Genomic DNA, 23187 nt, shown 5'->3' on the forward strand with positions numbered 1-23187 from the left:
GTTGATCGCTTCGAGCTGGCGCGAGAACGTGAATGAGGCCTCACCGATGTCGAGATCAAAGTGCTTGGACACCTTGTACCGGTTGACCACCTTGCCCACGCGCACGCCAATCTTGGTGGCGCCGACGAGCCGGCCGGCCTCCACGCTGCTCTTGATCTGCTGCAGGCTCTTCTCGGTGGCCTCGAGCAGCGCCTCGGTCGTCTCCAACAACTCTGGGCCCGTCAACACGTTGAAGTACTCTACCGCCCCGGTCGCCCTCAACCGTCGCCCGATGCTCCTTCGCCGTTGATGCAAAACGCTTCGGGCATTACGATCCATGTTGGCTGGCCTTCGGAAAGATGGGTTGGGTGCTTCGTAACCAACCATCCTATCGGTCCTTGGTCAGCCACCTCTTTTGGCTTCACCACCTATGCGCGCTGCGGGGCACCAGCAGCTAAAGTAAGTGCCATTCGTTCATAGGGTACCTTTCGCGCGCCGCACTTGCAGCGCTGTCGCTCCGCGCCTAGGATCCCAAGACTTCTCGCCCTATCCTGAGCCGTTCGAAAGTTGAGACCGAGCCGCCGGGAAGCCGCCATTCATGACCGACTCTTGATGGCCGGGTGTGTGAGTTCGCGACTGTGCCAGGAAGCTGACAGCCAACTTGGCAGACTCGCTGGTGAAGTTCAGCCTTCGGTGACTTCAGCGTAGACCCGGAGTCGGCCACTTGCAGACATCCAAACTCGACGGCACCGACGCCAGTTTGTGGCCGTTGGCTCTGGGGCAGCTGCTGCGTCGACAGGCGCTCCCACGACGCTTTGGCCTGGAGGCCTGCCGTTGCCATGGATACTTCAGGACATCAAGTCAACTGCTCCGACAGAGGTCTTATGCCGAAAATCAAAACTCTGGACATGAAATTCCTCGATGAGGTTTTCGGCATGCAGTCTGGGTATGTGCTGGATTTTTCCGACCGCACGATGGGTTCGTTTTTTCGCGAAGAGCTGAATATCGACGTTGACGATGAGCGCTACGCGGCTAACGGGACATCGAAGGCCAAGCGCGTGCGCTGCCTGCTGCAGCTGGTCGATGCGGCGACCGCCGTGCGTGTCTTGGAGGCCCTTTGGGGCTACCGCGTGAGCATGCACGCGCAGCGAGGGGAAAAAGAGACCGTTCACAACGCCCAAGGCAGGCTGCTCGCGCTTGTCGATCAACTGATGGGGAAGGGCGGTGCGCCAAGTTCGCCGCTCTTCGGGCAGCGACCGGTGCAGGCGTATGACCACAACGCCTTGCCACACCTGAAGGGCGAGCTGATGCGCGTCTCGGCGCTAGAGCCACAGGAGCGCGGCTACGCATTCGAGCAGTTCCTGACGCAGCTGTTCAATGCCTTCGGGCTGCGCGGCCGCGACGGATTCCGGTTGAAGGGCGAACAGATCGACGGCAGTTTTGAGCTTGAAGGCGAAACCTACCTGGTCGAAGCCAAGTGGCAGGCCGCTCCGACGGCCGCGGCGGATTTGCACGTCTTCCATGGCAAGCTGGAGCAAAAGGCAGCCTGGTCCAGGGGCATCTTTTTCAGCAACAGCGGCTTCACGCCGGACGGACTGCACGCCTTCGGCCGCGGAAAGCGCGTCGTCTGCATGGACGGCCTCGATCTCTACGAGGCTTTGGATCGAGGCCTGCCGCTAAACCATGTCATCGCTAGCAAGGTGCGGCGCGCGGCCGAAACTGGCGAAGCCTTCGTTAGGGTGCGCGACCTGTTTCCATGAACCATCACTGGAACGGCGCGGGTTGAACTCCGCTCACCGGCCGAAGCGGTCGGCGGTCGGCCCAACTCCCGCAATGGCGTCGAGCGGTCGCTTCAGAACGACTGCGACCGGTCGCGGTGCCACGTCTCGAACGACAGCTGACGGCGGCCGCCGTCATTCAATCGCGGCAGACCAATGTCCGGGTCCAGTCTGAAGCTGTCGCACGGGGCCCGCCCGCGAACGACAGCAACTGGCCGATTGCCGGTGCCCACGAATGGCCGGTTTATGGACCTCTATCCTCTATCGTGCGCCCAGCTGAGGGTCGGCTACGTGCGCCCAAGGGCGGTGTCGTCGATGCGCTGAGCCAGAACGGCCTGCGGTTGCCATCGGCCACCCTGGGCAATGAATCGCGACGACGCGTCGAGAACGGGGGCGTCGTCATTGGGCACGGCGAGAACAGGCTCCAGTGCCGACTCAGCAAGTGCCCACTTGTTGCTGGAGGAACCGCGTTATGTCCAGGCGGCCGACCTCATCAAAGCTCACGACGAAGTACACCCGGCGGACCACGCGGATCGGTCTGCGGTTCGCCAACTGAATGACGATGTCGGCCATCCGCACGCGTTTGCCGGCCAAAGCGGGCATCGTCGTCAGCTGGCCGGGTCGGGCCTGTCGCTGAGGTCCCAGAGCGTGCCTTGCCAGTTCGAGATGCGACCTCCGGCCTGGCAGCGTGGGCAGCCCCCAAACAATGGCGTCGTCGTGCGCAAGTTCGGCATGAACGGCGCCCTTCTTGCACTTGAAGCATCGAGGAAGCGTCACGCCGACTTCGTGGAAGTCGGTGGCGTAGGCGACGACCCCGGCATGGAACTCAGCCATCGCCTTGGCTGGCCCGCGCAGAGGAGCGATGGCGCCCTTGTCGTCCAGGTCCAGGAAGTGCCGGGCGTCGGAGATGTACATGCGAAGGTGGTATCTGTGCAGCGTGTGGCCACGGAATCGTACAGCCTGTGGATCGCCTGCGGTCGGCTGGTGCGCGGCTCATGTTCGCCTCCTTCGGGTCGCTTCGGCTTGTGCGATGAGGTCGCTGTGGGGATCCGTCATGTGCCGTTATCGACGGACCTTGTCAGCCGGCCGCCGGGCCAGCTCTTCGCGCCAGCGCCCCAAGAGCATTGCGCCGAACCCCGTTTCCATGACCCAGACGGTCCGGGTGTTCCCTTTGCGCACGGATAGACCGCCCTCAGCCAGCCATCACCCGGGAGACCGAAAAGCAACGGCGATCATGCAGTAACTTCCGCAGTAACTGACCCACCTTTGTTGACAGGAATCCAGCGCTGGCGGGCCCCGCCAGGCGTTTTTCGATCCTCCTCGTCGCACGTTGTCGCGCGAGTCCTGGCACCGTCGCCGGTGGCGACAGCACCGGAAGCAACGAACCAAGACGACCCGCGCAGGCAGGGGTACAGTAGCGAGGCTGCAGCTCACCAACGACAGCTCTCCGCGAGCCGATGCATGATCGACCTGTGGGGTTTGTTGTGGGGTTTTCGGTTGAAGACCAACAGGATCTGACGGCACGACAAGCACTTAGCTCCGCACTCGACGTTCAGGTGCAGAACATCGAATAGCGTCGCTCAGTGGTGCGGCACGAGCGGCCAGCGGCCGAGGTGTCGATGATCACCCTGCCCGACAAGGCTGTGCACGAGCGCGAAGTCCTGTACCACCCAGCGCACCGGCTCGACGAGATGCTCGTGCACCGGGTCGCCGCCATAGGCCAGCGTCATGTGCAAAGCACCACCAAAGTCGACCGGCACGCCGGCTTGCACCAGCGCCTGACCCAGGGCATCGCGAAAGGCCTGGAGGGGTGTACTGCCCTCGCCTTCCAACAGGACGAGCGCCCCGTTCCGGCATGCCGGCGACTGTCTCCGTCCGGCCCAGCCCCAGAAAAGAGAGGTGTTCACGTCTCGGCGAACACCCCCGGCGGCTCAGCCCTTGACGCACACCACCTGCTTCAGCGTGTGCACGACGTCGACCAGATCGCGCTGCGCTTCCATCACGGCGTCGATGTCCTTGTAGGCCGCAGGCGTCTCGTCGATCACGTCCTTGTCCTTGCGGCACTCCACACCTTCGGTCGCGGCGCGGTGGTCGGCCAGCGTGAAGCGGCGCTTGGCTTCGCCGCGGCTCATCAGGCGTCCGGCGCCGTGCGAGCAACTCTCGAAACTGTCCGCATTGCCTTTGCCGCGCACGATGTAGCTGCGCGCGCCCATGCTGCCGGGGATGATGCCCAGCTGCCCGGCCTTCGCGCTCACCGCGCCCTTGCGGGTGACGTAGACGTCCTCGCCGAAGTGATGCTCCTTCTGCACATAGTTGTGGTGACAGTTCACCGCTTCAACATGGCTTTGGAAGTTCTTGTGGATCACCGCCTTCGCGGCCTCGATCACACGCTTCATCATCAGCTCGCGGTTGATGGCCGCGAACCTCTGGGCCCAGCCGACCGCGCGCACGTAGTCGCCGAAGTAGCGCGCCCCTTCCTCGAAGTACGCGAGGTCGCGGTCCGGCAGCTGCACGACTGTGCGCATCGCGTCCTGCTTGGCCAACTCGATGAACATCGTGCCGATGAAGTTGCCCACGCCGCGCGACCCCGAGTGCAGCATGAACCAGACGAAGCCTGCTTCGTCGAGGCAGACCTCGATGAAGTGGTTGCCGGTACCCAGCGTGCCGAGGTGGACGCGGTTGTTGGTCTTCGCCAGCTTCGGGTAGTCGCGGCACAGCTCGGTGAATTCGGGCTCCAGTTGCGCCCAGGCCGTGTCCACCGAGCCCGGTACCTTGCTCCACGCGCCGGGGTCGCGCGCACCCGGCGAACGGCCATGCGGCACCGCGCGCTCGATCGCCGAGCGCAGCGGCGCCAGGTTGTCCGGCAGGTCCTCGCCGCGGAGCGTGGTTTTCGCAGCCATCATGCCGCAGCCGATGTCGACGCCGACCGCGGCCGGGATGATGGCCTTGAGCGTGGGGATCACCGAGCCGACGGTCGCACCGGTGCCGAAATGCACATCGGGCATCGCCGCGATGTGCTTGAAGACGATGGGCAGCCGCGCGGCGTTGGTCAGCTGACGCCTGGCTTCGTCTTCGACGGGTACGCCGCGCGTCCATAGCTTGACCGGCACGCCGCCGGGAACGTCTTCGTGGATGTAGTTGGTTTCCATGGTGTTGTCCTTGTAGGGGACGCCGCTCGCACCATAGCGCGAGCGGCGTGCGTGCTCAACCCAGCTTCACGAGGCCGTTGAGCACCTGGTCCAGACCGCCGAACACGGAGATCTTGTCGATGCGCTCGGCCACGCGTTCCAGCGTCTCGAGCTCCTTCATGCGCAGGGCGACGGGGTTGCCCTCCATCACCTTGGCGGTGTTGAGCAGCGAGCGCGTCGCTGCCGTCTCTTCACGCCGACGGATCACATTGGCCTGGGCCGCCTTCTCGGCCTCGACCACCTGGGCGAGGATGGTCTTCATCTCGCCCGGCAGCACGATGTCCTTCACGCCCACGCCATCCAGCTCGATGCCATAGGCCGCGAGCTTGCTGCGCACGTGGGTGCTCACGACCTCGTCGATCACCGTCTTGTTCTCCAGCAACTCGTCCAGCGTACGCGTGCCGACTGCCGCCCGCAGGCCGAACTGCAGCTCACGGTACAGGTGCTCCGCGGGCTTGGCCAGTTGCGTGAAGGCCTTCAGCACATCGACGTAGCGCCAAGTGGCCGACAGGTTCAGCCGCAGGCCGACCTTGTCGCGGGTCAAGATGTCCTGACCCGTCACTTCGACCGCCTGCAGACGCAGGTCCACGGCTTCCACGGCGACGTTGCGGTTGAACTTCCAGAAGGCGTACGAGCCCGACGTCAGCAACCGCTCGACCTTGCCGTCGATCCACAGGATGCCGGCGCCGTGTTCGGGCACCTGCACCTGCAGCACACCAGCCAGACCGGCCACTGCACGTTGGCGCAGCTGCGTTTGCACGAGACGCGCAACCGTCGACGCCGGCACCTCTGCCGACTCGGCGATATCGATCACCTCGACCTTCACGTCGACCAGGCCCTTCCAGTACAGGCGCCGGGTGGCCGGCGCCAGCACTTCGACCAACGCGCCGTTTTCCGAGCGCAAGCCGACCTGGGTTTCGCTCAGTTCGACACGCAAGAACTCTGCCGCGACCACCGCCGGCTCCTTGGCCATCAGGTAGTCGGCCAGGCCGTGCGTGAACGCCGGCTGCTCCAGCGCGAAGGTTTCGACGCGCAGGTGGTCGATGCCGTCGAACAGCCAGTGCGTGCCGGGTTGCAGCACGCGCTCGAAGTCGCCATTGCGCAGCAGCAGACCGCGCTCGTTCTTCTTCACAGTGACACGCTTGATCATCATGATCGTTCTCCTTGTTCTCTTGCGTGCGGACAAAAAGTGGGTGCCGTTACAGCGATGGCGGTGGACGCTGAGTGCCATGGACCGGACGTCACGGTGCGCTTCGGCAAGCACCTTTCGGTGATCGCGTCGGCTGGCCGCGGGCGCGGGCCGGGCGGGTTCAGCGTCGAACCGCCATCTCTGACGGGCAACAGGCCTCACGCCCCTCGAACACGGCGAGCCATGTCGTCGAGGCGATCCACCCACTGCCCGCGTTCGGCGTGGTCTCTCGACCAGTTTTCACTGAATGGCTTATCAGGCCATGCGTTGGGAAGGATTCGAACCTTCGACAGGCTTCTTTCGAAGCTGCTCTACCCGACTGAGCTACACAACAGTGGTGGCCATCCGGGAGTCGAACCCGGCACACGAGGTGCAAACCACTTGATGGCCGATATCAGCTGATTCCAGCGGCGCGGCATGTGCGACATCCACGGACGAATCCGGATGCCGCACACCGGCAGGGCGAACGTGAATTCCAACCCCTGACCTGTGAGCGTTCGCCTTCCTCAGCAGACTCTTGTGCGCCCGTGCATCAGCACAGGCGCGATCCCTTCGCCAGCCTTGCGGCCAGCCGCTCGTGCAGGTCCGCGCGGACCTTCGGAGCGCTGCTCTGCATTCCATCCGGTCACGGGTTCCGGCGCCGCCCAATCGTTGCGGCCGATTTCCACCCTCTAAGCGTGAGCTCCACGAGAGCTTCTGTTGACTGGTGTCTCCACTTCGGCTGTGCCCAAACGCGAGCATCCCGTCGGATGTGGTGTCTCGCTGCACGTTGTCTGGCCAAGGACCGCGCACATCCCGCACCGCCAACACCGTATCGCGCGGCAACGGAGTGAAAGGACACACCCGAAGTGGAGTGGATCAGAAAACAAAAAGGCCCGGATCCTTGTCAGATCCGGGCCTCTGCGTACAGAGATTCGAGGGTGCGCGCCTATGCGCTGCCCTCTCCCGGATGCATCTGGTCCTCGTCCCGATCAAGCTGGCAGCCCGCCGGCAGGCTCAGATGCAGTGCACTCGCGTAACCGCCGAACGACTTCATCGCCGCTGCGGCACGCACGAACACAACCACCCCATGCACGGGTCGGTTGCTTGTGACGACGTCCGCGGATTTCACGATGAAGCCTCCTGAGAAGAAGTTGTGCTCGATGAGCAGAGGAGGCGGACTGTAAATAGTCTTTACCCAGCCGTCAACCCCCTGCGACAATGATGTTTGAACTCGTTGCATCGCGAAGACAAGCAGTGGTCAGCATCACCGTCACTCGAAGACAGAACGCACTGGCTCTGTTCCAGGCCTACGCTGAGAAATCCCTCGCCTCCGGTACCGCCCCCAAGGGGCTTGAGCAGGCGTTTGCCGCAACACTGGAGATCTCGCCGAGCATGTGGAGCCAGATCAAGTCATCTCGCCCCATCGGTGACAAGCTGGCACGGCAGATCGAACAGCACTGCGGCAAGCCTTCAAGTTGGCTGGACGAAGAACAAGCGTCCGAGACGGTCTCGCAGGGCGAGCAGCAGTTCCTGGCCTTGGCATTGAAGGCATGGCGCGTGACCAACAGCGACGGGCGCAAGGCATTGCGCGCGCAACTGCGAGAGATGGCGGGTTGAGCAGGTAGGCTTGCACGCCGACAGCCAACCCCTGCCAGACCTGCATGCACGACTTCGCCTACCTCGACGAAACCACCTTCCTCCGCGCCGGCCGTGCCGATGCGCCCTTCGGCATCGCCGGCCTGTGCTGGGACGGGTCCACGAGCAACCGGCCCGGCGCGCGCTTCGGACCGCGCGCCATTCGCCAGGCCAGCCACATGTTGTGTGACGGCATTCATCCGCACTTCGATTGCAGCCCGCGCGCCGTGCTGAAGGATCTGGGCGACCTGCTGCTGCCCAACACCGGCCTGGAACCGATGCGCGCCGCGCTGGCGCAACAGCTGCCCGCGCTGCTGGCCGCGCGGCACATGGTGTGGCTGGGCGGCGACCATTCGGTGACCTTGCCGATCCTGCGCGCATTGCATGCGCAACAAGGGCGGCCACTGGCGGTGATTCACTTCGATGCCCACTGCGACACCTGGACCGAGCACTTTGGCGAACCCAGCGGCCATGGCACCTGGGTGTACGAGGCGATGCAGGAAGGCCTGGTGGTCAACGCGTGCTTCACCCAGATCGGCATCCGGTCAGCCGGCGAGCGCGCCGCTCGCGAGTACGTGCGCGACCAGGGCGGCTTGATCTTCACCGCGCGCGAGCTGCGTGGGCTCGACAACAGCACTGAACTCGCGCCGCTGACGGCAGCGATCCGTGAGCGCCTGCAGGCCCACGGCCAGCCGCCCGTCTACCTGAGCCTGGACATCGACTGCCTCGACCCGGCCTTCGCTCCGGGCACCGGAACGCCCGAGCCGGCGGGCCTGAGCACGGCCCAGGTGATGACGCTGCTGGAAGACCTGTCCGACCTCGATTTCGTCGGCATGGATTGTGTGGAGGTTTCACCGCCCTACGACCACGCCGAGCTCACGTCTTACGCAGCAGCCAGCTTCGTATGGACCTACCTGGCCGGACGCCAGGCAAGGGTTTCGTCTTCCAGACTCAGGCCTTGATGCCGCGATACACCGCCGCCTCGAAGTCCACGAAGCCGGGGTACGAGGCAACGTCGTGGAACGGCAGGATCTGGCTGGCCCAGTAGCCGCCGATGCCCGTCTTGCGGTCGATCCAGTAGTAGCTGTTGGCCAGACCCGCCCACATCAATGAATCCTTCGGCCGGCCGGTCGGCGCCTGCTCGCGGTTGACCATGAAGGTGTAGGCCCAGCCCTTGGGCAGGCCCGGGAAGAACTCGCCGCTGTTGGTCAGCGAGGGGATCGACGTCGTCCAGCCGCCCGCCGAGAGATCCATCGCGCGCAAGCCGTCCTGGGACATCAGCGCCACCGTCTCGGCCTTCAGCACGCGGCCGTTCGGGCCGGCGCCGTCGTTGAGGAACATGCGGATGAACTTCATGTACTCGCCCACCGTCGCATACAGGCCATGGCCACCGCAGTCCAGTTCGGGCGGGTCGGGCAGCGCCAGGTCGGGCAGCGGCGTGAGCTTGCCATCGGCCGCGCGGTCATGGATGGTCGCGCGGCGCGCCTTCATTGACGGCGTCATCGTGAAGCCGATCTCCGTCATGCCCAGCGGCTCGAAGATGCGCTCCTGCATGACCGCGCCGAGCCGCTTGCCGCGCACGGCCTCGACGATCTTGCCCAGCCAGTCGAGGTTGACGCCGTAGGCCCAGGCTTCGCCCGGATCGTGCAGCAGCACCGTCTTGATCGAGGCATTGGTGCAGGACACGACGGTCGGAATGCCCTTCGCGGTGCGGTACTTCAGGTCGTCGGCGCTGAAGAACTCGTAGCAGAAACCGGAGGTGTGCAGCAGCAGGTCGTTGATCGTGATGTCGCGCTTGGGTGGCCGCGTGGTGGGCTGGCCGTCGGCGTCGAATCCGGTCAGCACGCCAACCTCGGCGATCTCGGGCACGTAGGCCTTCGCCGGGTCGGACAGCTTGATCCTGCCCTCCTCGATCAGCTGCATGGCGGTGGTACCGCAGATGGCCTTGGTGGTCGAGAAGATCGCGAACACCGAGTCCGTGGTCATCGGCTGGTCCTGGCCCAGCTCACGCTTGCCGGACGCGCCTTCGTAGAGATTGCCATTGCGATCGGTGACCATCGCGACGACGCCAGGCGCGCCGCCCAGCCGGCCGGTGGTGTAGCCGAGCACGGCGTCGGCCGCTTGCTTGATAACGTGATTCATGGTGTGAGTCTCCTTGGGCAGATGAAACAGCCTTAGCGCATTGCAAAACCGGGATAGCCGTTGGCGGCCACTTCGTCGCAGCGCTTGTGGAAGTTGCCCACGCCGCCGATGTAGGACAGCAGCCTTCGGGGCTTGCCCTCGACGTTCGAGCCCATGTACCAGGAGTTGGTCTTGACCACCAGCGTCGCCGCGGCGGTCTCTTCATGGTGCTGGACCCAGGCGTCCTCGAACTCTTTCGTCGGCTCGATGACCTGCTTGCCGTTCTTGCGTGCGTAGGCGATGCAGTCGGTGACCCAGTCGACCTGCTGCTGCAGGCAGGTGGTCATGTTGCACAGCGCGGCGGTGGGCGCCAGCGGCGAAGCGGTCGAGAACAGGTTGGGGTAGCCGTGGATCTGCATGCCCATCGCGGTGCGGATCTCCTGGGACCACTCCTGCTTCAACGACCGGCCATCGCGCCCGCGGATGTCCATGCGTGTCAAGCCACCGGTGCCGGCATCGAAGCCCACGGCGAGGATGATCACGTCCGCCTCATGCACCGTGCCGTCGGCCATCATGATGCCTTCGGGAACGATGCATTCGATCGCCGTCTCGCGGCAGTTGATCGCTTCCACGTTGTCCTGCAGGAAGACCTCCAGGAAGCCGTTCTCGAGCGGCACACGGTGCGTGCCGAAGCCGTAGTCGGTGGGGATCAGCAGATCGCACAGGCGCGGGTCGTGGCGCAGCCGCTCGCGCATCTTGATGCGCACGAATTCCGACACCTCGTGGCTGACCGCCTCGTCGAAGAACATCTCGGGGAAGGACGCCAGCCACAGCGCCAGGGAGCCGTCGTCCCACAGCTTCTGCAGCACCGCCGTGCGCTCGGCATCTGTCTTCTCGGCCCAGGGGCCAGAGTCGAAGTCGTAGTCGAAGCCGGCAAAGGTTTCGCGCACGCGCTTCTTCAGTTCGTGAAAGCGGGCCGAGAAGCCGTCCCAGTCGGCCTGGCTGTACTTCGGGTTCTTCATCGGGATCACGTACTGCGGCGTGCGCACGAAGATCTTCATCGCCCCCACCTCCGGGGCGATGGTCTGGATGACCTGGATGCCGGTGGCGCCGATGCCGACCACGGCCACGCGCTTGCCTTTCAGGTCCACCGGTTCCTTGGGCCACAGGCCCGTGTGGTGGATCTGGCCCTTGAAGCTGGCCTGGCCTTTGAAGCGCTCGGTGAGCGGCGCCGACAGCATGCCCACGCAGGCGATGACGTGCTGGGTGTCGATGCGCTCGCCGGCCTCGGTGGTCACCAGCCAGCGGCCGCTGTCCTCGTTGTAGTGGGCCGAGGCGATGCGGGTATCGAAGCGGATGTCCTTCTTCAGATCCAGGCGGTCGGCGACATGGTTGAGCCAGACTTCGTTCTCCGGCTGACCGGGGAAGCGTTCGCTGGGTTTCGAGTCCCGGTAGAGATCTTCCGAGAACCAGTACCGGTAGACCTCGACCTGCGAGTCGAAGCGGGCGCCGGGGTAGCGGTTCCAGTACCAGGTGCCGCCGACGCCGGAGCCCGTCTCGTAGGCCCGGACCTCGAGGCCGAGCTCTCGCAGCCGATGCAGCTGGTACAGGCCGGCGACACCGGCGCCGATGACCACGGCGTCGAGCCGCGTTGCGTGGGAAGACCCGTTCGCCGATGCAGCGGCGTGAGTGGATGTTGTCAAAGTCGTCTCCTTGCGAAGCTGGGTGGTGGCACGACCGGACCAACGGCCGATCGAATCGACACGTCGATACGAGGATGTGTCGACGTTCGGCGCGGACGCACTCAATGTCCGCTAGCCGCTCTGCCTATTCGCACGTCGTGTGCCACCACCACTGCAGGCCGAATCGCAGGGTTTCCACAGGGAGAAACCGCTAATTCGCCGCTTGTTGCGCTTCAATCCGCCGGCGCTGCCGTCCTGCATCGGACACCTGTGTCCGCCGCCTCGGACACCTCAGCGACGCCGCTATTCGCAGGGCTCTTCCTGCACGTCGCCGACCATGAACTGGGCCTGATCGATGTTCAACTCGCTGAACTTCCGATACAGCGTCGATCGTGCAATGCCCAAGGCCTTGGCCACATGATTGGCCTTGCGGTACTTGCGCAGCAGGCCGACGATGAGTTGCCGCTCGTAGGCGCGCACCGCACCGAAGTCTTCGCCCGGCAGGCCCGCCTGCCCTGCAAGCACCGCCGCGGGTTCCGGATCGCCCAGCATCTCGGGCGGCAGGTACTCCGTCCCGATCGGCCCGTCGGCGCACAGCATGGCCGCTTCGATCACATTGCGCACTTCGCGCGCATTGCCGGGCCAGGGGTAGCGCTCGAGCGCGGCGCGGGCCTCCGGCGTGATCTGCACTGGGGCCAGGCTGTGCTTCTGCCGCATCGCGTCGACGAACTGGTCGACAAGCAGCGACACATCGCACTGCCGCTCACGCAAGGGCTTGATCGTCTTCTGAACGATCTTCAGCCTGAAGTAGAGGTCCTGGCGGAAACGCCCCGCGGCGACCAACTGCTCCAGCTTGCGATGCGTGGCCGCAACGATGCGGCAGCGCGCCCGCTGTGTCTCGCAGGAGCCGACACGCTGGAAGCTGCCGTCTTCCAGCACGCGCAACAGCGCCGCCTGCATGGCCAGGGGCAGTTCGCCGACTTCGTCCAGAAACAGCGTGCCGCCGCGGGCGGTTTCGAAATAACCTGCACGACCGCGCGGGTCCGCGCCGGAGAACGCGCCTCGCACGTAGCCGAAGAAAGTGCTCTCCATCAGGTCTTCGCTGATGGCGCCGCAGTTCACCGCGAGGTAGGGATCGTCGCGGCGCGGGCTGCAGGCATGCAGGTGTCTGGCCAGCAGTTCCTTGCCGGTGCCGGTCTCGCCGATGATCAGCACGCTCACGTCCGCCGCCGCCACGCGCTGCAGTTCATCCAGCATGCGCCGTGTCTCGGCATCCCGCGTCATGAAGTGCCCGAAGCGCTTGACCGGCTCCACCGCCTCGCGCAGCGTTGGCGTGTGGCTCGGCAGCCGGAACACACGCTCGTAGCCGAGCGGCTTGGCGAGCAGCACGATCGTGCCGATGCACATCGCCGAGTCGGGCGCGCACACCTCGATGGTCTCCCGCACGGCCGGCGTGCCTTCGAAGCCGCCCGACGACCACTGCAGCGCAATCCGGCGGCAGCGCTCGCTCGAGGTGTGCATGACCAGGCGGCCGGCGTGGTCCAGCGCCAGCATGTCGTCGCTGGGATAGTGCCGCGTCGCATCGCTGAAGGCCATCAGCAGCCGGCTGCGTTCGAGCTCGCGGTGCAGCGCCATGCGGGCCTGGATGGTCCTGGCGACGGAGACGCTCAAAGCGAGCGCCTGATCGCGAAAGTCCGATTCGACGGTGGTGAAGTCGATCAGGCCCAGCACCGTCTCGCCATCGCTGTCGAAGATCGGCGCTGCAGCGCAGGTCCAGGAATGCCAGCCCTCGCAGAAGTGTTCGGTGGCAAACACATGCACCGGCTGTCGCTTGGACAGCGCCGTGCCGCAGCCGTTGGTGCCCGCCGACGCTTCATCCCATTGCGAGCCTTCGACGATGCCCGAGCGCAGGGCCGCCATGTCGCGGATCTTCGGATCGCCGGTGATGTGCAGGATGCAGCCGGTGCGCTCGGTCAGGATCATGATGCCCGGCACGTCGTCGAGGAAGCGGCCGACGTCCTGCACGATGGGCACGGAGGTCTCCAGCAGCAACTGCTCGGCCTGCAAGCGCAAGCGGAACTCGTGGTCGCTGAGGCGGCGGCCCTTGCTCATCGCCACGTCGACGCCCAGCGCCCGGCAGCGCTGCCACTCGCTCAGCAGCAACTGCTGGTAGGGGCTGCGCGGATCGGTGATGTCGATCAACCCGGCGTTGAAGCGCTCCCACAGGCTCTTGACGCCGCGGGCATCTTTTTCGAACCCGACGTACGGGCTGTGCTTGGGCATCATGGCTCGCCTCCTGGATTGCTGGACGAACCCTCGTGCGGGGCGCTGGCTCCTCGCGGCATTACACAAGCCGCCCGGAGTGGGATCAAGCGGATGAAACCCTGCCGAGTGTCCCGAAACCGGGACACGGCCGTTCAGACGCAGCGGCGGTGGCGCTCGATGCAGGTTTGCAGCGTCTGCTCGCCGCTCAGGGCCCACCAGCGGTGCGAGAAGATCTCGACTTCGCTGTAGCCGGCGAAGCCGTTCGCTTCGACCCAGCCGCGCGCCTGGCGGATGTCGATCACGCCGTCGCCCATCATGCCGCGGTCGTTCAGCAGGTCGGTGGTCGGGGTCAACCAGTCGCAGACGTGAAAGGCCAGCAGTCGCTCGCGGCCGGCGCGTTCGATCTGCGCCTGCAGCTTCGGGTCCCACCACACGTGGTACAGGTCCACCGCCACACCCAGCGCGCCGCTGCGTTGCGGATCAAGCGCGTCGCACAGGTCGAGGGCCTGCTCCAGCGTGTTGACGCAAGCCCGGTCGGCCGCGTACATCGGATGCAAGGGCTCGATGGCCAGCGGCATGCGGCGCGCGCGCGCCTGCTCCAGCAGCGCGGCGATGCCATCGAAGACCTGCTGGCGCGACAGCGCGATGTCCTTGTGCGCCGCCTGGCCCTGCAGCGCGCCGGGCAGCGCGCCCACCACCAGCACCAGGCAGGCCGCGTTCAGTTCACAGGCCTCGTCCAGAGCGCGCAGGTTGTCGTCCCGCGCCAGCTGCAGGCCCGCAGCATCCGCCGCCGTGAACATGCCGCCCCGGCAGTAGCCCGAGAGCTCGAAGCCGTGCGCGCGCAGCGTGCGGCCGGTGGCCTGCAGGCCGGCGGCGGCCACCTGGTCGCGCCAGGGCGAGACTGCGCGGATGCCGTGGCGTGCGCAGTCGTCGAGGATCTCGATCAGCGGCCGCTCCTGGCCGTGCTGCCTGCGCAGCGTCGCGGTGTTGATCGACAGCCAGCGGTGGTCGTGGGTGAAGTCGCGCATCGCGTCGTCAGGCCACGGAGCGGTCGAGTTGTTTCATCGGCGGGGAATCATTCGATGCCGTGCAGCACGAGCAGCGCGCGCATGCGGCGCACGGCCTGTTCCGGCTGCTCGATCAGCCCGGCGGCGTCGGCCAGCCGGAACAGGTCGCAGAAGTGCGGCAGCGAACGTGCGCTCTGCTGGCCACCCACCATCGTGAAGTGGTCCTGGTGGCCATTGAGCCAGGCCATGAAGACCACGCCGGTCTTGTAGAAGCGCGTCGGCGCGCCGAAGATGTGGCGCGACAAAGGCACGGTCGGCGCAAGGATGGCGTGGAAGCGCTCGGTGTCGCCGGCGGCCAGTGCCGCCAGCGCGGCGCTGGCGGCCGGTGCGATGGCGTCGAAGATGCCCAGCAGCGCATCGCTCTTGCCATGCGTGGGCAGCGTGCCGGCGCCGTCGCCGGCGATCAGTTCGGCGTAGTTGAAGTCGTCGCCGGTGTACATGCGCACGCCGCGGCCATCGGGGCCGCCGGCAGCGGGCAGGCGGCGGCGCAGCGCGATCTCCTTGTCCTTGTCGAGCAGCGAGATCTTGATGCCGTCGACCTTGGCGGCGTTCGCCTCGATGATGCCGAGCACGGTGTCGGTGGCCTGGTCGACGTCGTCGCTGCCCCAGTAGCCCTTCAGCGCCGGATCGAACATCTCGCCCAGCCAGTGCAGCAGCACTGGCTGCCTGGCCTGGCGCAGCACGCGATCGTAGACGCGTTCATAGTCGGCCGGGCTGCGCGCCACGCGGGCCAGCGCGCGGCTGGCCATGATGATCAGTGTGCCGCCCAGCTTTTCGATCGCGGCCATCTGCTCTTCGTAGGCGCGGATCACGTCGTCGACGCTGCGCGCGGCCTCGGGGGCGAGGTGATCGGTGCCGCAGCCCGAGGCGATCAGCGCGCCGGGCACATCGCGCGCGGCGTCCAGCGAACGGCGGATCAGCTCCAGCGACGTCGGCCAGTCCAGCCCCATGCCGCGCTGCGCCGTGTCCATCGCCTCGGCGACGCCCAGGCCCAGCGACCACAGCCGGCGGCGGTAGGCGATGGTCGCGTCCCAGTCGATCCGGCAGTCGAGCCATGGCGCCGCGTCGGCCTGCACGTCGGCGACGACATGGGCTGCCGAATACGCGATGCGATCGAGCACCGGGCGGGACGTCGGCGGCGCCCAGGGCATGGCGTCGCGCAGGCGGTAGGCCTGCAGGCCACCACCGGTGGCAGGCAGCTTGAGCGTCAATGGCATGGCTTGCGACTCCAGCGAAGGCAGGTCGACCGCGCCGTGGGCGGGCGCAAGGCGGGCCGACAAGCCATCTTAATTCACCATTTGGTGAATCATGACGCTAAAACCAGGGCCTGGGTCAACTTTGTGATCCGCATCACTCCCGGGGTCGCCCGCTCGCAAGGCGCATCGCGTCAGGGCAGCACCGGGCTCGCCACGGCCCGCGCAATGATCCCGTCCGCGTCACGCCGCAGCAGCAGGCGCTGACCCACCAGCTCGTTCGCCGCCGCCGTGACCGCGGCGACATAACCGGCTTGATCGACGTACAGCTCTTCCAGCGAAGGCCGGCCATCGCCCGCCGCGAGCCGCGCCGCCTGCGTCTTGTGGAACGGGATGAAGCTGCCGGTCAGGTTCGACAGGTCGACGATGCCGGGCGTCGCGACGTAGTTGAACTCGATGCTGGTGCCCAGCGGCACCCGCGCCTCGGCGCTGCGCACGCCGGCCTTGGTCAGCCCGGTGACGGCGTCGACCTGCGGCACCAGGATCGCGTAGTCGCGGCTGAGGTAGGCCGGCGGCAGCAGCGTGGCGATGCCCGATTCGTCCTGCGGCTTGTAGTCCGGGCCGAAGTCGAACAGCGGGAAGCTGTTGTGGCGCGCCAGGTAGCTGAAGTCGGGCACCGCCGTCTGCACGCCGGCCACGGGCCAGCTCAGGCCCTTCATCGCCGGGAACTGCAGCGCTTCGGGCCGCACCAGCGTGCCATCGGCGATGCGCGGCACGGCGCTCGGCGGCGGTTCGGTGCCGCGCATCACCCAGTCTTCCAGCGCCAGGAACAGCGCGCGGAAGCTGTCGTTGAAGTGCACCACCGTGCCGGCCGGGTAGACGTTGCGTGTCGGCGTGTAGTTGATGCTCGCCGTGCCGCCGGGCCCGCCGTGCTGGGTGCTGGCGTAGTAGTAGATGCGGGCGTTGGCGGGCTGCACCAGGTCACGGAAGCCGTAGGCATCGGTCAGCACCGGCGAGCCCTGCAGCTGCCAGAACTCGGTGCCCGACAGGCCGAGCACGAACTTCGGGCAGGTCGTCGTCGCTTCGCAGCGGGTCATCACGCCGCCCTTGCGGCCGGTCAACTCGTCGACATAGTCCTTGTCCAGCGCACGCGGCGCGGTCTGGCCGAAAGCGGTGTGGTCGGTGCGCAGGCCACCGCCGCCGCCGGGCACCGCAAAGCGCGTGTTGATGTGGGTCTGCCGCGCCGCCACATGCGCGTAGAGGCCGTCGAAGACCTTGGCGCCGGCCAGCGACTGGTTGAAACCCAGGTGCAGGAAGGTCTTCATCGCATTGCCGGACTGCGAGGTGCCCTGGCCGATGGCATGCGTGATGCGCCCGGCCAGCGGGTTCGCGGCGCCGGCTGCATCGACGCTGGCGTGGCGGAAGAAGCTCACCGTGTCGCGCAGCGCGGCCAGGCCCACGCCCATCACCTTCGGGTCCTTGGCGACGTAGACCAACTCGTACAGGTACTTCGGGTCGAAGCCGCCCTTCAGGCAGACCTTGCTGCCGTCGGCGGTGCCAGGGAAGGGATTGGTCGTCGCATTGCAGTCGGCAAACTTCCAGTCGGCCGGCGCGATGGCGATGCGCGGGTCGGTCTCGTTGGCACGCCGCGTCAACGAATAACCCGGCAGCGTATTGTCCAGGCTGGCCGGGGCGTAGGGGATCATCGTGGTGTTGAACACGCCGCCCGGCAAGCTCATCACCGGCGTTGCGGCAGTCGGCACCAGTTCACTGCGGTAGGGCCCGGTGATCGAGCTGCCATCCTTGTTCTTCGCCACCGGCACGGTCACGGTCAGGCGCGCCGGGGTGGTCTTGGGCACGTCGCCCTGCCAAGCCGAGTACAGCATCACATAACCGCGCTCGAGGTAGACCGCATCGCTCGGCGCGACGGCCGGGTTCAGCAAGGTCAGCATGTTGCCGCGGTTCGGCGCGTCGTAACGCAGCACGCCGCTGGCCTTGCTCATGTCCTTGGGCTTGAGCATCACGAAGTCGGCGCTGTACTCGACCATGCCGTTCGCGTTCACCGGCGCCAGCGCCAGGTCCTGGATGATTGCGTTCTTCGAGTCGGCAGGATCCACTTCGCCGGCGATCGTGCCAGTCAGCTTCTCGTAGTCGCCGACCGTGCCATAGCTGCCGGCAAAGGGCTCGGTGGCGCTGATGGTCAGGCGCAGCTGCGGCGTCTTCGCCGCGGCGGCAGGTGGTGGATCGTCATTGCCGCCGCAGGCGGCCAGCAAGCTGAAGGCCGCAGCGCTGGCGGCAAGACGGAACACGTGTTTCATCGCAGGTCTCCTGGAAGTCATCCTTGGCGGATGTTCATGGGCAAGGCTGCGCCCGCGTCGGGCGCGACAAGCGCCCGAAGGGACGAGTACATTGAAAGTCCGGACGAGGGAAGCAGGCGGGCCGTCAGGCGCCGCGCGCGGGGGTCACTCCGGATCGATGCCGGCGGCCTTGATGACCTTGCCCCACTTCTGCGCCTCGGCGGCCTGGAACTTCGCGAGTTCATCGGGCGTGGTGGTCCAGGCCTCCGAACCCGCGGTGTCGAAGAAGCTCTTCGCCGGCGCGCTCTTCACCGCGGCGACCAGCAGATCGTGCAGCCGCGCCACCACCGGCGCCGGCGTGCCGGCCGGCACGTAGGCAGCGAACCAGTAGCCCATGTCGTAGCCCTTGACGCCGGCTTCGTCGATGGTCGGCACCTCGGGCAACTGCGCGCTGCGCTTTTGCGTCGAATAGCCCAGCGCGCGCAGCTTGCCGGCCTTGACCTGCGGCACGCCGGTCGAGGTGTCGGTGATCATCAGGTCGATCTGGCCACCCAGCAGGTCGGTGATCGCCAGCGGGTTGCTCTTGTAGGGCACGTGCAGGATGTCGGTGCCGCTCAGCTGCTTGAGCATCTCGCCGGCCACGCGGCTGGACGAGCTGCCGCTGCCGAAGCTCAGCTTGCCCGGGCTCTTGCGCGCCGCAGCCAGCAGTTCGGCGACGCTCTTGTACGGCGAGGCGGCAGGCACCACCAGCACCTGGCCGCCCTTGCCGAGGCCGGTGACCGGTGCGAAGTCTTTCACCGGGTCGTAGGGCAGCTTCTTGTAGAGGTGTTCATTGGCGGCCTGCGTGGTGTTGGTGGTGATCAGCACCGTGTGGCCGTCGGCACCGGCGCGGGCGGCCGCCTGGGCCGCCATCATGCCGCTGGCACCGGCCTTGTTCTCGACCACCACGGCCTGCTTGGTCTGCTCGGTGATGGACTGCCCCAGCGCACGTGCCAGCTGGTCGGTCGCGCTGCCGGCCGCGAACGGCACGATGAAGGTGATGGGCTTGCTCGGATAGGCCTGGGCGTGCGCGCCCATGGACAGGCCGAGCGTTATGCAGGTTAGCGCGGCAGCGAGTGCACGGCGTCGGAAGCGCAGCGGATTCATGAAGGTGTCTCCTTGTCGGTGATGTGGGGGATGGGCCGGTCAGGCGGGACCGACCAGCACGGAAACCAGCTCGGCCGGCACGTCGATCGGCAGCTCGAGCAGCAGGAAGGACAAGGCCTTGCCATGGCTGTCCAGGTTCAGCGAATCGTTCACGCCACCGTCGAGCACGTCGTCGAGCACGAAGTTCATCGCGTGCAGCGTGGGCAGCAGGTGGCGCTGCACCCGCGTCGGCCGGCGGTGCACGAACTGGCGCGCAACGGCCGCTTCGGTGACCTGCTCGACCAGCAAGGGCCAGAGGCTGGCGTGCCAGGCGATCACGCTGATGTTCGAGCGGTCGCCCTTGTCGCCGGTGCGGCCGTGTGCGGCGCGGTACAGCGGGACTGTCAGCATGGCGCTCATGGCCTCTCCTCCGGCACGAAGCGGTGCCGCGCCGGCACCTGGTCGCGCGGCACCGTGCAGGACAGCGTGCCCAGCCGCGGCCGCAGCGCCGTGCGCACGCCGCCGCCACCGGCCGGGCCGCAGGTGTAGAGCGCGGTGACTTCGCGCACCAGGCGCTCGGCGCTGCGGCGCTCGGCATGGTTCAGCGCGATGCGCAGGCGCACGTCACGCGTATCGCCGGGCGGCTGTGCGGCCAGCTGGCGGCCGGCATCGTCGCCGAACACGCTGGTCACGCCGATCAGGTCGGCCCGCAGCGGCCCCAGGCCCTGCAGGCGCTCGCGCAGCACCTCGGCAGCCAGGCGTGCACGCGCTTCGGCACGCGCCCCGGCGTAGGAGATTTCGCCCTCGGCGAGCCAGCCGGTTTCATGGCAGACGTTCACCTTCAGCCCGTCCGGCCTCGGGTGGCCGCGCACGCCGCTCAGGCGCACGCGGTCGGGGCCCAGCTCGGTGACCTCGGCCGCGCCGATGTCGGCCGTCACGTCGGGCGTCAGGTAGGCGAGAGGATCGTGCACCTCGTAGAGCAGTTGCTCCTTGACGGTGTGCGCATCGATGCGGCCGCCGCTGCCGGCGGGTTTGGTGATCGTGCAGTGGCCGTCGCTGTCGATCTCGGCGATCGGGTAGCCCAGCCGGGCCAGGCCCGGCACATCCTTGATGCCGGGGTCGGCGTAGTAGCCGCCGCTGACCTGCGCGCCGCATTCGAGCAAGTGGCCGGCCATCGTCGCCCGCGCGATGCGGTCCCAGTCGTCGCGCGCCCAGCCGAAGTGCGCCAGCGCCGGGCCCACCGTCAGCGACGGATCGGCGACGCGGCCGCACACCACGATCTCGGCGCCGTCGAGCAAGGCCGCGGCAATCGCCTCGGCGCCCAGGTAGGCATTGGCCGAAACCATCGACAGCCCGTCTGCCGCGCCGCCCAGCGCTGCGTCCAGCAGCGGGCGCTGCGTGGCGCCGCTGAGGTCGTCGCCCTCGACGACGGCGATGCGCGGCGCGCGCAGCCCAAGCTCGTGAGCCAGCGCATGGATGCGGCGTGCCGCCCCCACCGGATTCGCCGCGCCGAAGTTGCTGACGATGCTGATGCCGGCCGCCAGGCAGCGCGCCAGCACCGGGCGCAGCAGGTCGTCCAGCAGCGGCTCGTAGCCGGCGTCGGGGTCGGCGCGACGGGCCAGTTGGGCCAGCGCCAGCGTGCGTTCGGCCAGCGTTTCGAAGATCAGCACGGCCGGGCCGCCGCTGGCGACCAGCGCCTCGACCACCGGGGCGGCGGCATCGGTGCGGTCGCCGGAAAAGCCGGCAGCGCAACCGACGCGCAAGAGCTCTTTCATCAATCGTCTCCAGCAGCGCCGCTTGCGATGCGGCGTCTCGGTGAAAAGTCCTGCAGCGACTCTAGGCCGCTTGCGCTAATCTGAGAAATCGAAAGTCAAGATCAACTCAGCTGAAATGCAGATGAATGTGTCCACCCGCCAGCTGCGCGCCTTCATGAGCCTGGCCGCCGAGCGCAACTTCACGCGGGCCGCCGCGGCCAGCCACTTGTCGCAGCCGGCCTTCAGTGCGCTGATCCGCCAGCTCGAGGAAGCGATGGGCGTGCGCCTGTTCGACCGCAGCACCCGCCATGTGGCGCTGACGGTCGAGGGCGCCGAGTTCGAGATCGCGGCGCAGCGCGTGCTGGCCGAGTTCGATGCCGCGCTGTCGGGCATGCGCGAGCGCGCCGAGCGGCTGCGCGGGCGCGTCTCGATCGCGCTGCTGCCCTCGCTCGCCGCCGATTGGCTGCCCGGCGTGCTGGCGGGTTTCCGCACGGCCCACCCGGGCATCGAGATGCAGGTGGCCGACGTGCTGTCCGAGCCCTGCATCGAGCGTGTGCGCAGCGGCCTGGCCGACTTCGCGCTGGCCGCCACGCGTGCCGACACGCCCGAGCTGCGCGCCGAGCTGTTCTGCAGCGACGACTTCCACCTCGTCTGCCCGGCGGACCATCCGCTGGCAAAAGTGCGCAATCCGCGGCCGAAGGATCTGGCGGCCTGGCCCTTCGTGCACTTGTCGCGCACGTCCAGCGTGCGCCAGTACATCGACGCCGCGACCCACCCGCAGACCTTTCCGGCGGTGCTGGAGGTCGACCAGCTCGCCACCGTCAGCGGCATGGTGCGTGCCGGCCTCGGCATCAGCGTCGTGCCGGCGCTGACGCTGTACCAGTTCCGCTCACCCGAGCTGGTGATCCGGCCGATCCGCTGGACCGGGCTGACCCGCCGCATCTACCTGGTTCGGCGCCGCGACCGCGGCCTGTCGATCGCGGCCCAGGGCTTCTACGAGTGGGTCATGGCGCGCCGGCCGCGCGAGACGCCCTCACGTGCGCGCGCTCGCGCCGCGGCCTGAGCTCTTACGCCGCACGCTTCCTGAACAAGGCCGAAGCGCGGCTGGCGGCCGCCACGTCGGCGGCGGTTTCCAGCAAGGCCGGCGCGAGCTCCAGCATGCGCGGCTCGGTCAGCCTCACCATCGGGCCGGCAATGGTGACCACGCCGATGGCCGCGCCGTCGGGCCCGCGCACCGGGGCCGACATCGCGGTCATGGCCGGCGCGAACACCTCGACGATCATGCTGAAGCCGCGCTTGCGGGCAGCGCGCACGTAGGCCAGCAGCGCCTTCACCGTGGTGGGCGCTCGCGGGCCGAAGTCTTCCGGCTTGCCGAAGCCCTGCCGCGCCACGAGTTCGAGCGCCTGCTCGTCGCTCATCGTCGACAGCAGCGCGTGGCCCGCGGCGCTGCACGACAGCCGCACCGACAAGCCCATGTCGGGGTCGTAGCGCAGGCCACGCGTCGCGCCCTGGGCCTTGGCGACGAAGACCAGCGCGTCGCCGTCGACGACGGCCAGCCGCACCAGTTCACCCGCCTCGGCGGCAAGCCGGTCGAGCAGCGGCTGCGCCACGTCGACCACGCCGGAGTTGCTGAGAAAGCTCAGGCCCAGCGACACCAGCTTGATCGTCAGCACGTAGGCGCCCTGCTCGTGAAGCTGGCGCACGTAGCCGCAGCGGCACAGCTCGGTCAGCAGGCGATGCGTCGCACTCAGCGGCATGCCCAGTTGCGCGGACAGCGAGGACAGCGAACAGCCTGCGGGGTTGGCCGCGAGTTGCTCAAGGACTTGAAAGCTTCTCTCCAGGATGGCGCTCATCGTCGGGGTGAAGGGGCTGCACGAAGCCGTGAATGTAGTCGAACGGAAGCATTTTTCAATTTGGAAAGTCTTTCCACAA

At 67.0% G+C, this 23187-nt stretch carries 19 protein-coding genes, 1 tRNA gene and 1 pseudogene; 4 read left to right on the forward strand and 17 right to left on the reverse strand.

Going from position 1 to position 23187, the window contains the following annotated elements:
* Nucleotides 1–318 (reverse strand): annotated as a pseudogene (locus tag VLK61_RS18565) (hypothetical protein); the annotation flags it as partial.
* 569 nt (nt 319–887) lie between these two features.
* Between VLK61_RS18565 and VLK61_RS18570 the strand changes: the two are divergent.
* Nucleotides 888–1739 carry a restriction endonuclease gene (locus VLK61_RS18570; protein WP_325423109.1) on the forward strand — a complete coding sequence of 284 codons (852 nt, stop codon included), beginning with the start codon at nt 888–890 and terminating at the stop codon, nt 1737–1739.
* A gap of 453 nt (nt 1740–2192) precedes the next feature.
* Here the strand turns inward: VLK61_RS18570 and VLK61_RS18575 are convergent, their stop codons facing one another.
* From VLK61_RS18575 to VLK61_RS18600, 6 genes are all read right to left on the reverse strand, one after another.
* Nucleotides 2193–2672, reverse strand: a complete 480-nt coding sequence (locus VLK61_RS18575; protein ID WP_325423110.1) for a hypothetical protein — start codon at nt 2670–2672, stop codon at nt 2193–2195.
* 665 nt (nt 2673–3337) lie between these two features.
* Complete coding sequence (locus tag VLK61_RS18580; protein ID WP_325423111.1) at nt 3338–3664, reverse strand: 2'-5' RNA ligase family protein; 327 nt, start codon at nt 3662–3664, stop codon at nt 3338–3340.
* 24 nt (nt 3665–3688) lie between these two features.
* Nucleotides 3689–4906, reverse strand: a complete 1218-nt coding sequence (locus tag VLK61_RS18585) for an RtcB family protein (protein WP_325423112.1) — start codon at nt 4904–4906, stop codon at nt 3689–3691.
* Between the two features lie 55 nt (nt 4907–4961).
* The gene (locus VLK61_RS18590) at nt 4962–6095 is read right to left on the reverse strand and encodes a slipin family protein (RefSeq protein ID WP_414636831.1); all 1134 of its coding nucleotides are present in this window, start codon (nt 6093–6095) and stop codon (nt 4962–4964) included.
* A 302-nt stretch (nt 6096–6397) separates the two neighbouring features.
* Nucleotides 6398–6467, reverse strand: a tRNA-OTHER gene (locus VLK61_RS18595).
* A 595-nt stretch (nt 6468–7062) separates the two neighbouring features.
* A complete protein-coding gene (locus tag VLK61_RS18600; protein ID WP_325423113.1) occupies nt 7063–7356 on the reverse strand; it encodes a hypothetical protein in 294 nt (97 codons plus the stop codon).
* A gap of 14 nt (nt 7357–7370) precedes the next feature.
* Here VLK61_RS18600 and VLK61_RS18605 point away from each other — a divergent pair, with 14 nt between their 5' ends.
* Nucleotides 7371–7733, forward strand: coding sequence for a hypothetical protein (locus VLK61_RS18605; RefSeq protein ID WP_325423114.1), 363 nt, complete (start codon nt 7371–7373; stop codon nt 7731–7733).
* A 44-nt stretch (nt 7734–7777) separates the two neighbouring features.
* Complete coding sequence (gene speB, locus VLK61_RS18610) at nt 7778–8713, forward strand: agmatinase (RefSeq protein ID WP_325423115.1); 936 nt, start codon at nt 7778–7780, stop codon at nt 8711–8713.
* Here speB and VLK61_RS18615 read toward each other — a convergent pair.
* The 9 genes from VLK61_RS18615 to VLK61_RS18655 all read right to left on the reverse strand — a co-directional run bounded on the left by VLK61_RS18615 (nt 8703) and on the right by VLK61_RS18655 (nt 21276).
* Nucleotides 8703–9893, reverse strand: coding sequence for a serine hydrolase domain-containing protein (locus VLK61_RS18615; RefSeq protein WP_325423116.1), 1191 nt, complete (start codon nt 9891–9893; stop codon nt 8703–8705). The two genes, speB and VLK61_RS18615, sit on opposite strands and share 11 nt — an antisense overlap.
* Before the next feature lie 32 nt (nt 9894–9925).
* Nucleotides 9926–11575: a flavin-containing monooxygenase gene (locus VLK61_RS18620; RefSeq protein WP_325423117.1), complete on the reverse strand. Its 1650-nt coding sequence runs from the start codon at nt 11573–11575 to the stop codon at nt 9926–9928.
* A gap of 282 nt (nt 11576–11857) precedes the next feature.
* Nucleotides 11858–13840 (reverse strand): sigma-54-dependent Fis family transcriptional regulator, encoded by a 1983-nt coding sequence (locus VLK61_RS18625; protein ID WP_325423118.1) that lies wholly within the window; start codon nt 13838–13840, stop codon nt 11858–11860.
* Between the two features lie 131 nt (nt 13841–13971).
* Nucleotides 13972–14847, reverse strand: a complete 876-nt coding sequence (locus tag VLK61_RS18630; protein ID WP_325423119.1) for a sugar phosphate isomerase/epimerase family protein — start codon at nt 14845–14847, stop codon at nt 13972–13974.
* A 47-nt stretch (nt 14848–14894) separates the two neighbouring features.
* Nucleotides 14895–16103: a dihydrodipicolinate synthase family protein gene (locus tag VLK61_RS18635; RefSeq protein WP_325423120.1), complete on the reverse strand. Its 1209-nt coding sequence runs from the start codon at nt 16101–16103 to the stop codon at nt 14895–14897.
* A gap of 170 nt (nt 16104–16273) precedes the next feature.
* Nucleotides 16274–18397: an alpha/beta hydrolase domain-containing protein gene (locus tag VLK61_RS18640; RefSeq protein ID WP_325423121.1), complete on the reverse strand. Its 2124-nt coding sequence runs from the start codon at nt 18395–18397 to the stop codon at nt 16274–16276.
* Nucleotides 18398–18541: 144 nt separating this feature from the next.
* Complete coding sequence (locus tag VLK61_RS18645; RefSeq protein WP_325423122.1) at nt 18542–19522, reverse strand: Bug family tripartite tricarboxylate transporter substrate binding protein; 981 nt, start codon at nt 19520–19522, stop codon at nt 18542–18544.
* Between the two features lie 39 nt (nt 19523–19561).
* Complete coding sequence (locus VLK61_RS18650) at nt 19562–19921, reverse strand: AtuA-related protein (RefSeq protein ID WP_325423123.1); 360 nt, start codon at nt 19919–19921, stop codon at nt 19562–19564.
* On the reverse strand, nt 19918–21276 hold the full coding sequence (locus VLK61_RS18655) for an acyclic terpene utilization AtuA family protein (RefSeq protein WP_325423124.1): 1359 nt from the start codon (nt 21274–21276) through the stop codon (nt 19918–19920). The genes VLK61_RS18650 and VLK61_RS18655 overlap by 4 nt, the downstream gene beginning before the upstream one ends.
* Before the next feature lie 121 nt (nt 21277–21397).
* Here VLK61_RS18655 and VLK61_RS18660 point away from each other — a divergent pair, with 121 nt between their 5' ends.
* On the forward strand, nt 21398–22318 hold the full coding sequence (locus VLK61_RS18660) for a LysR family transcriptional regulator (RefSeq protein WP_325423125.1): 921 nt from the start codon (nt 21398–21400) through the stop codon (nt 22316–22318).
* Nucleotides 22319–22322: 4 nt separating this feature from the next.
* Here the strand turns inward: VLK61_RS18660 and VLK61_RS18665 are convergent, their stop codons facing one another.
* A complete protein-coding gene (locus VLK61_RS18665; RefSeq protein ID WP_325423126.1) occupies nt 22323–23108 on the reverse strand; it encodes an IclR family transcriptional regulator in 786 nt (261 codons plus the stop codon).
* Nucleotides 23109–23187: the final 79 nt, after the last annotated feature.

Source organism: Aquabacterium sp. (assembly GCF_035476535.1).
Classification (GTDB): Bacteria; Pseudomonadota; Gammaproteobacteria; order Burkholderiales; family Burkholderiaceae_C; genus Pseudaquabacterium.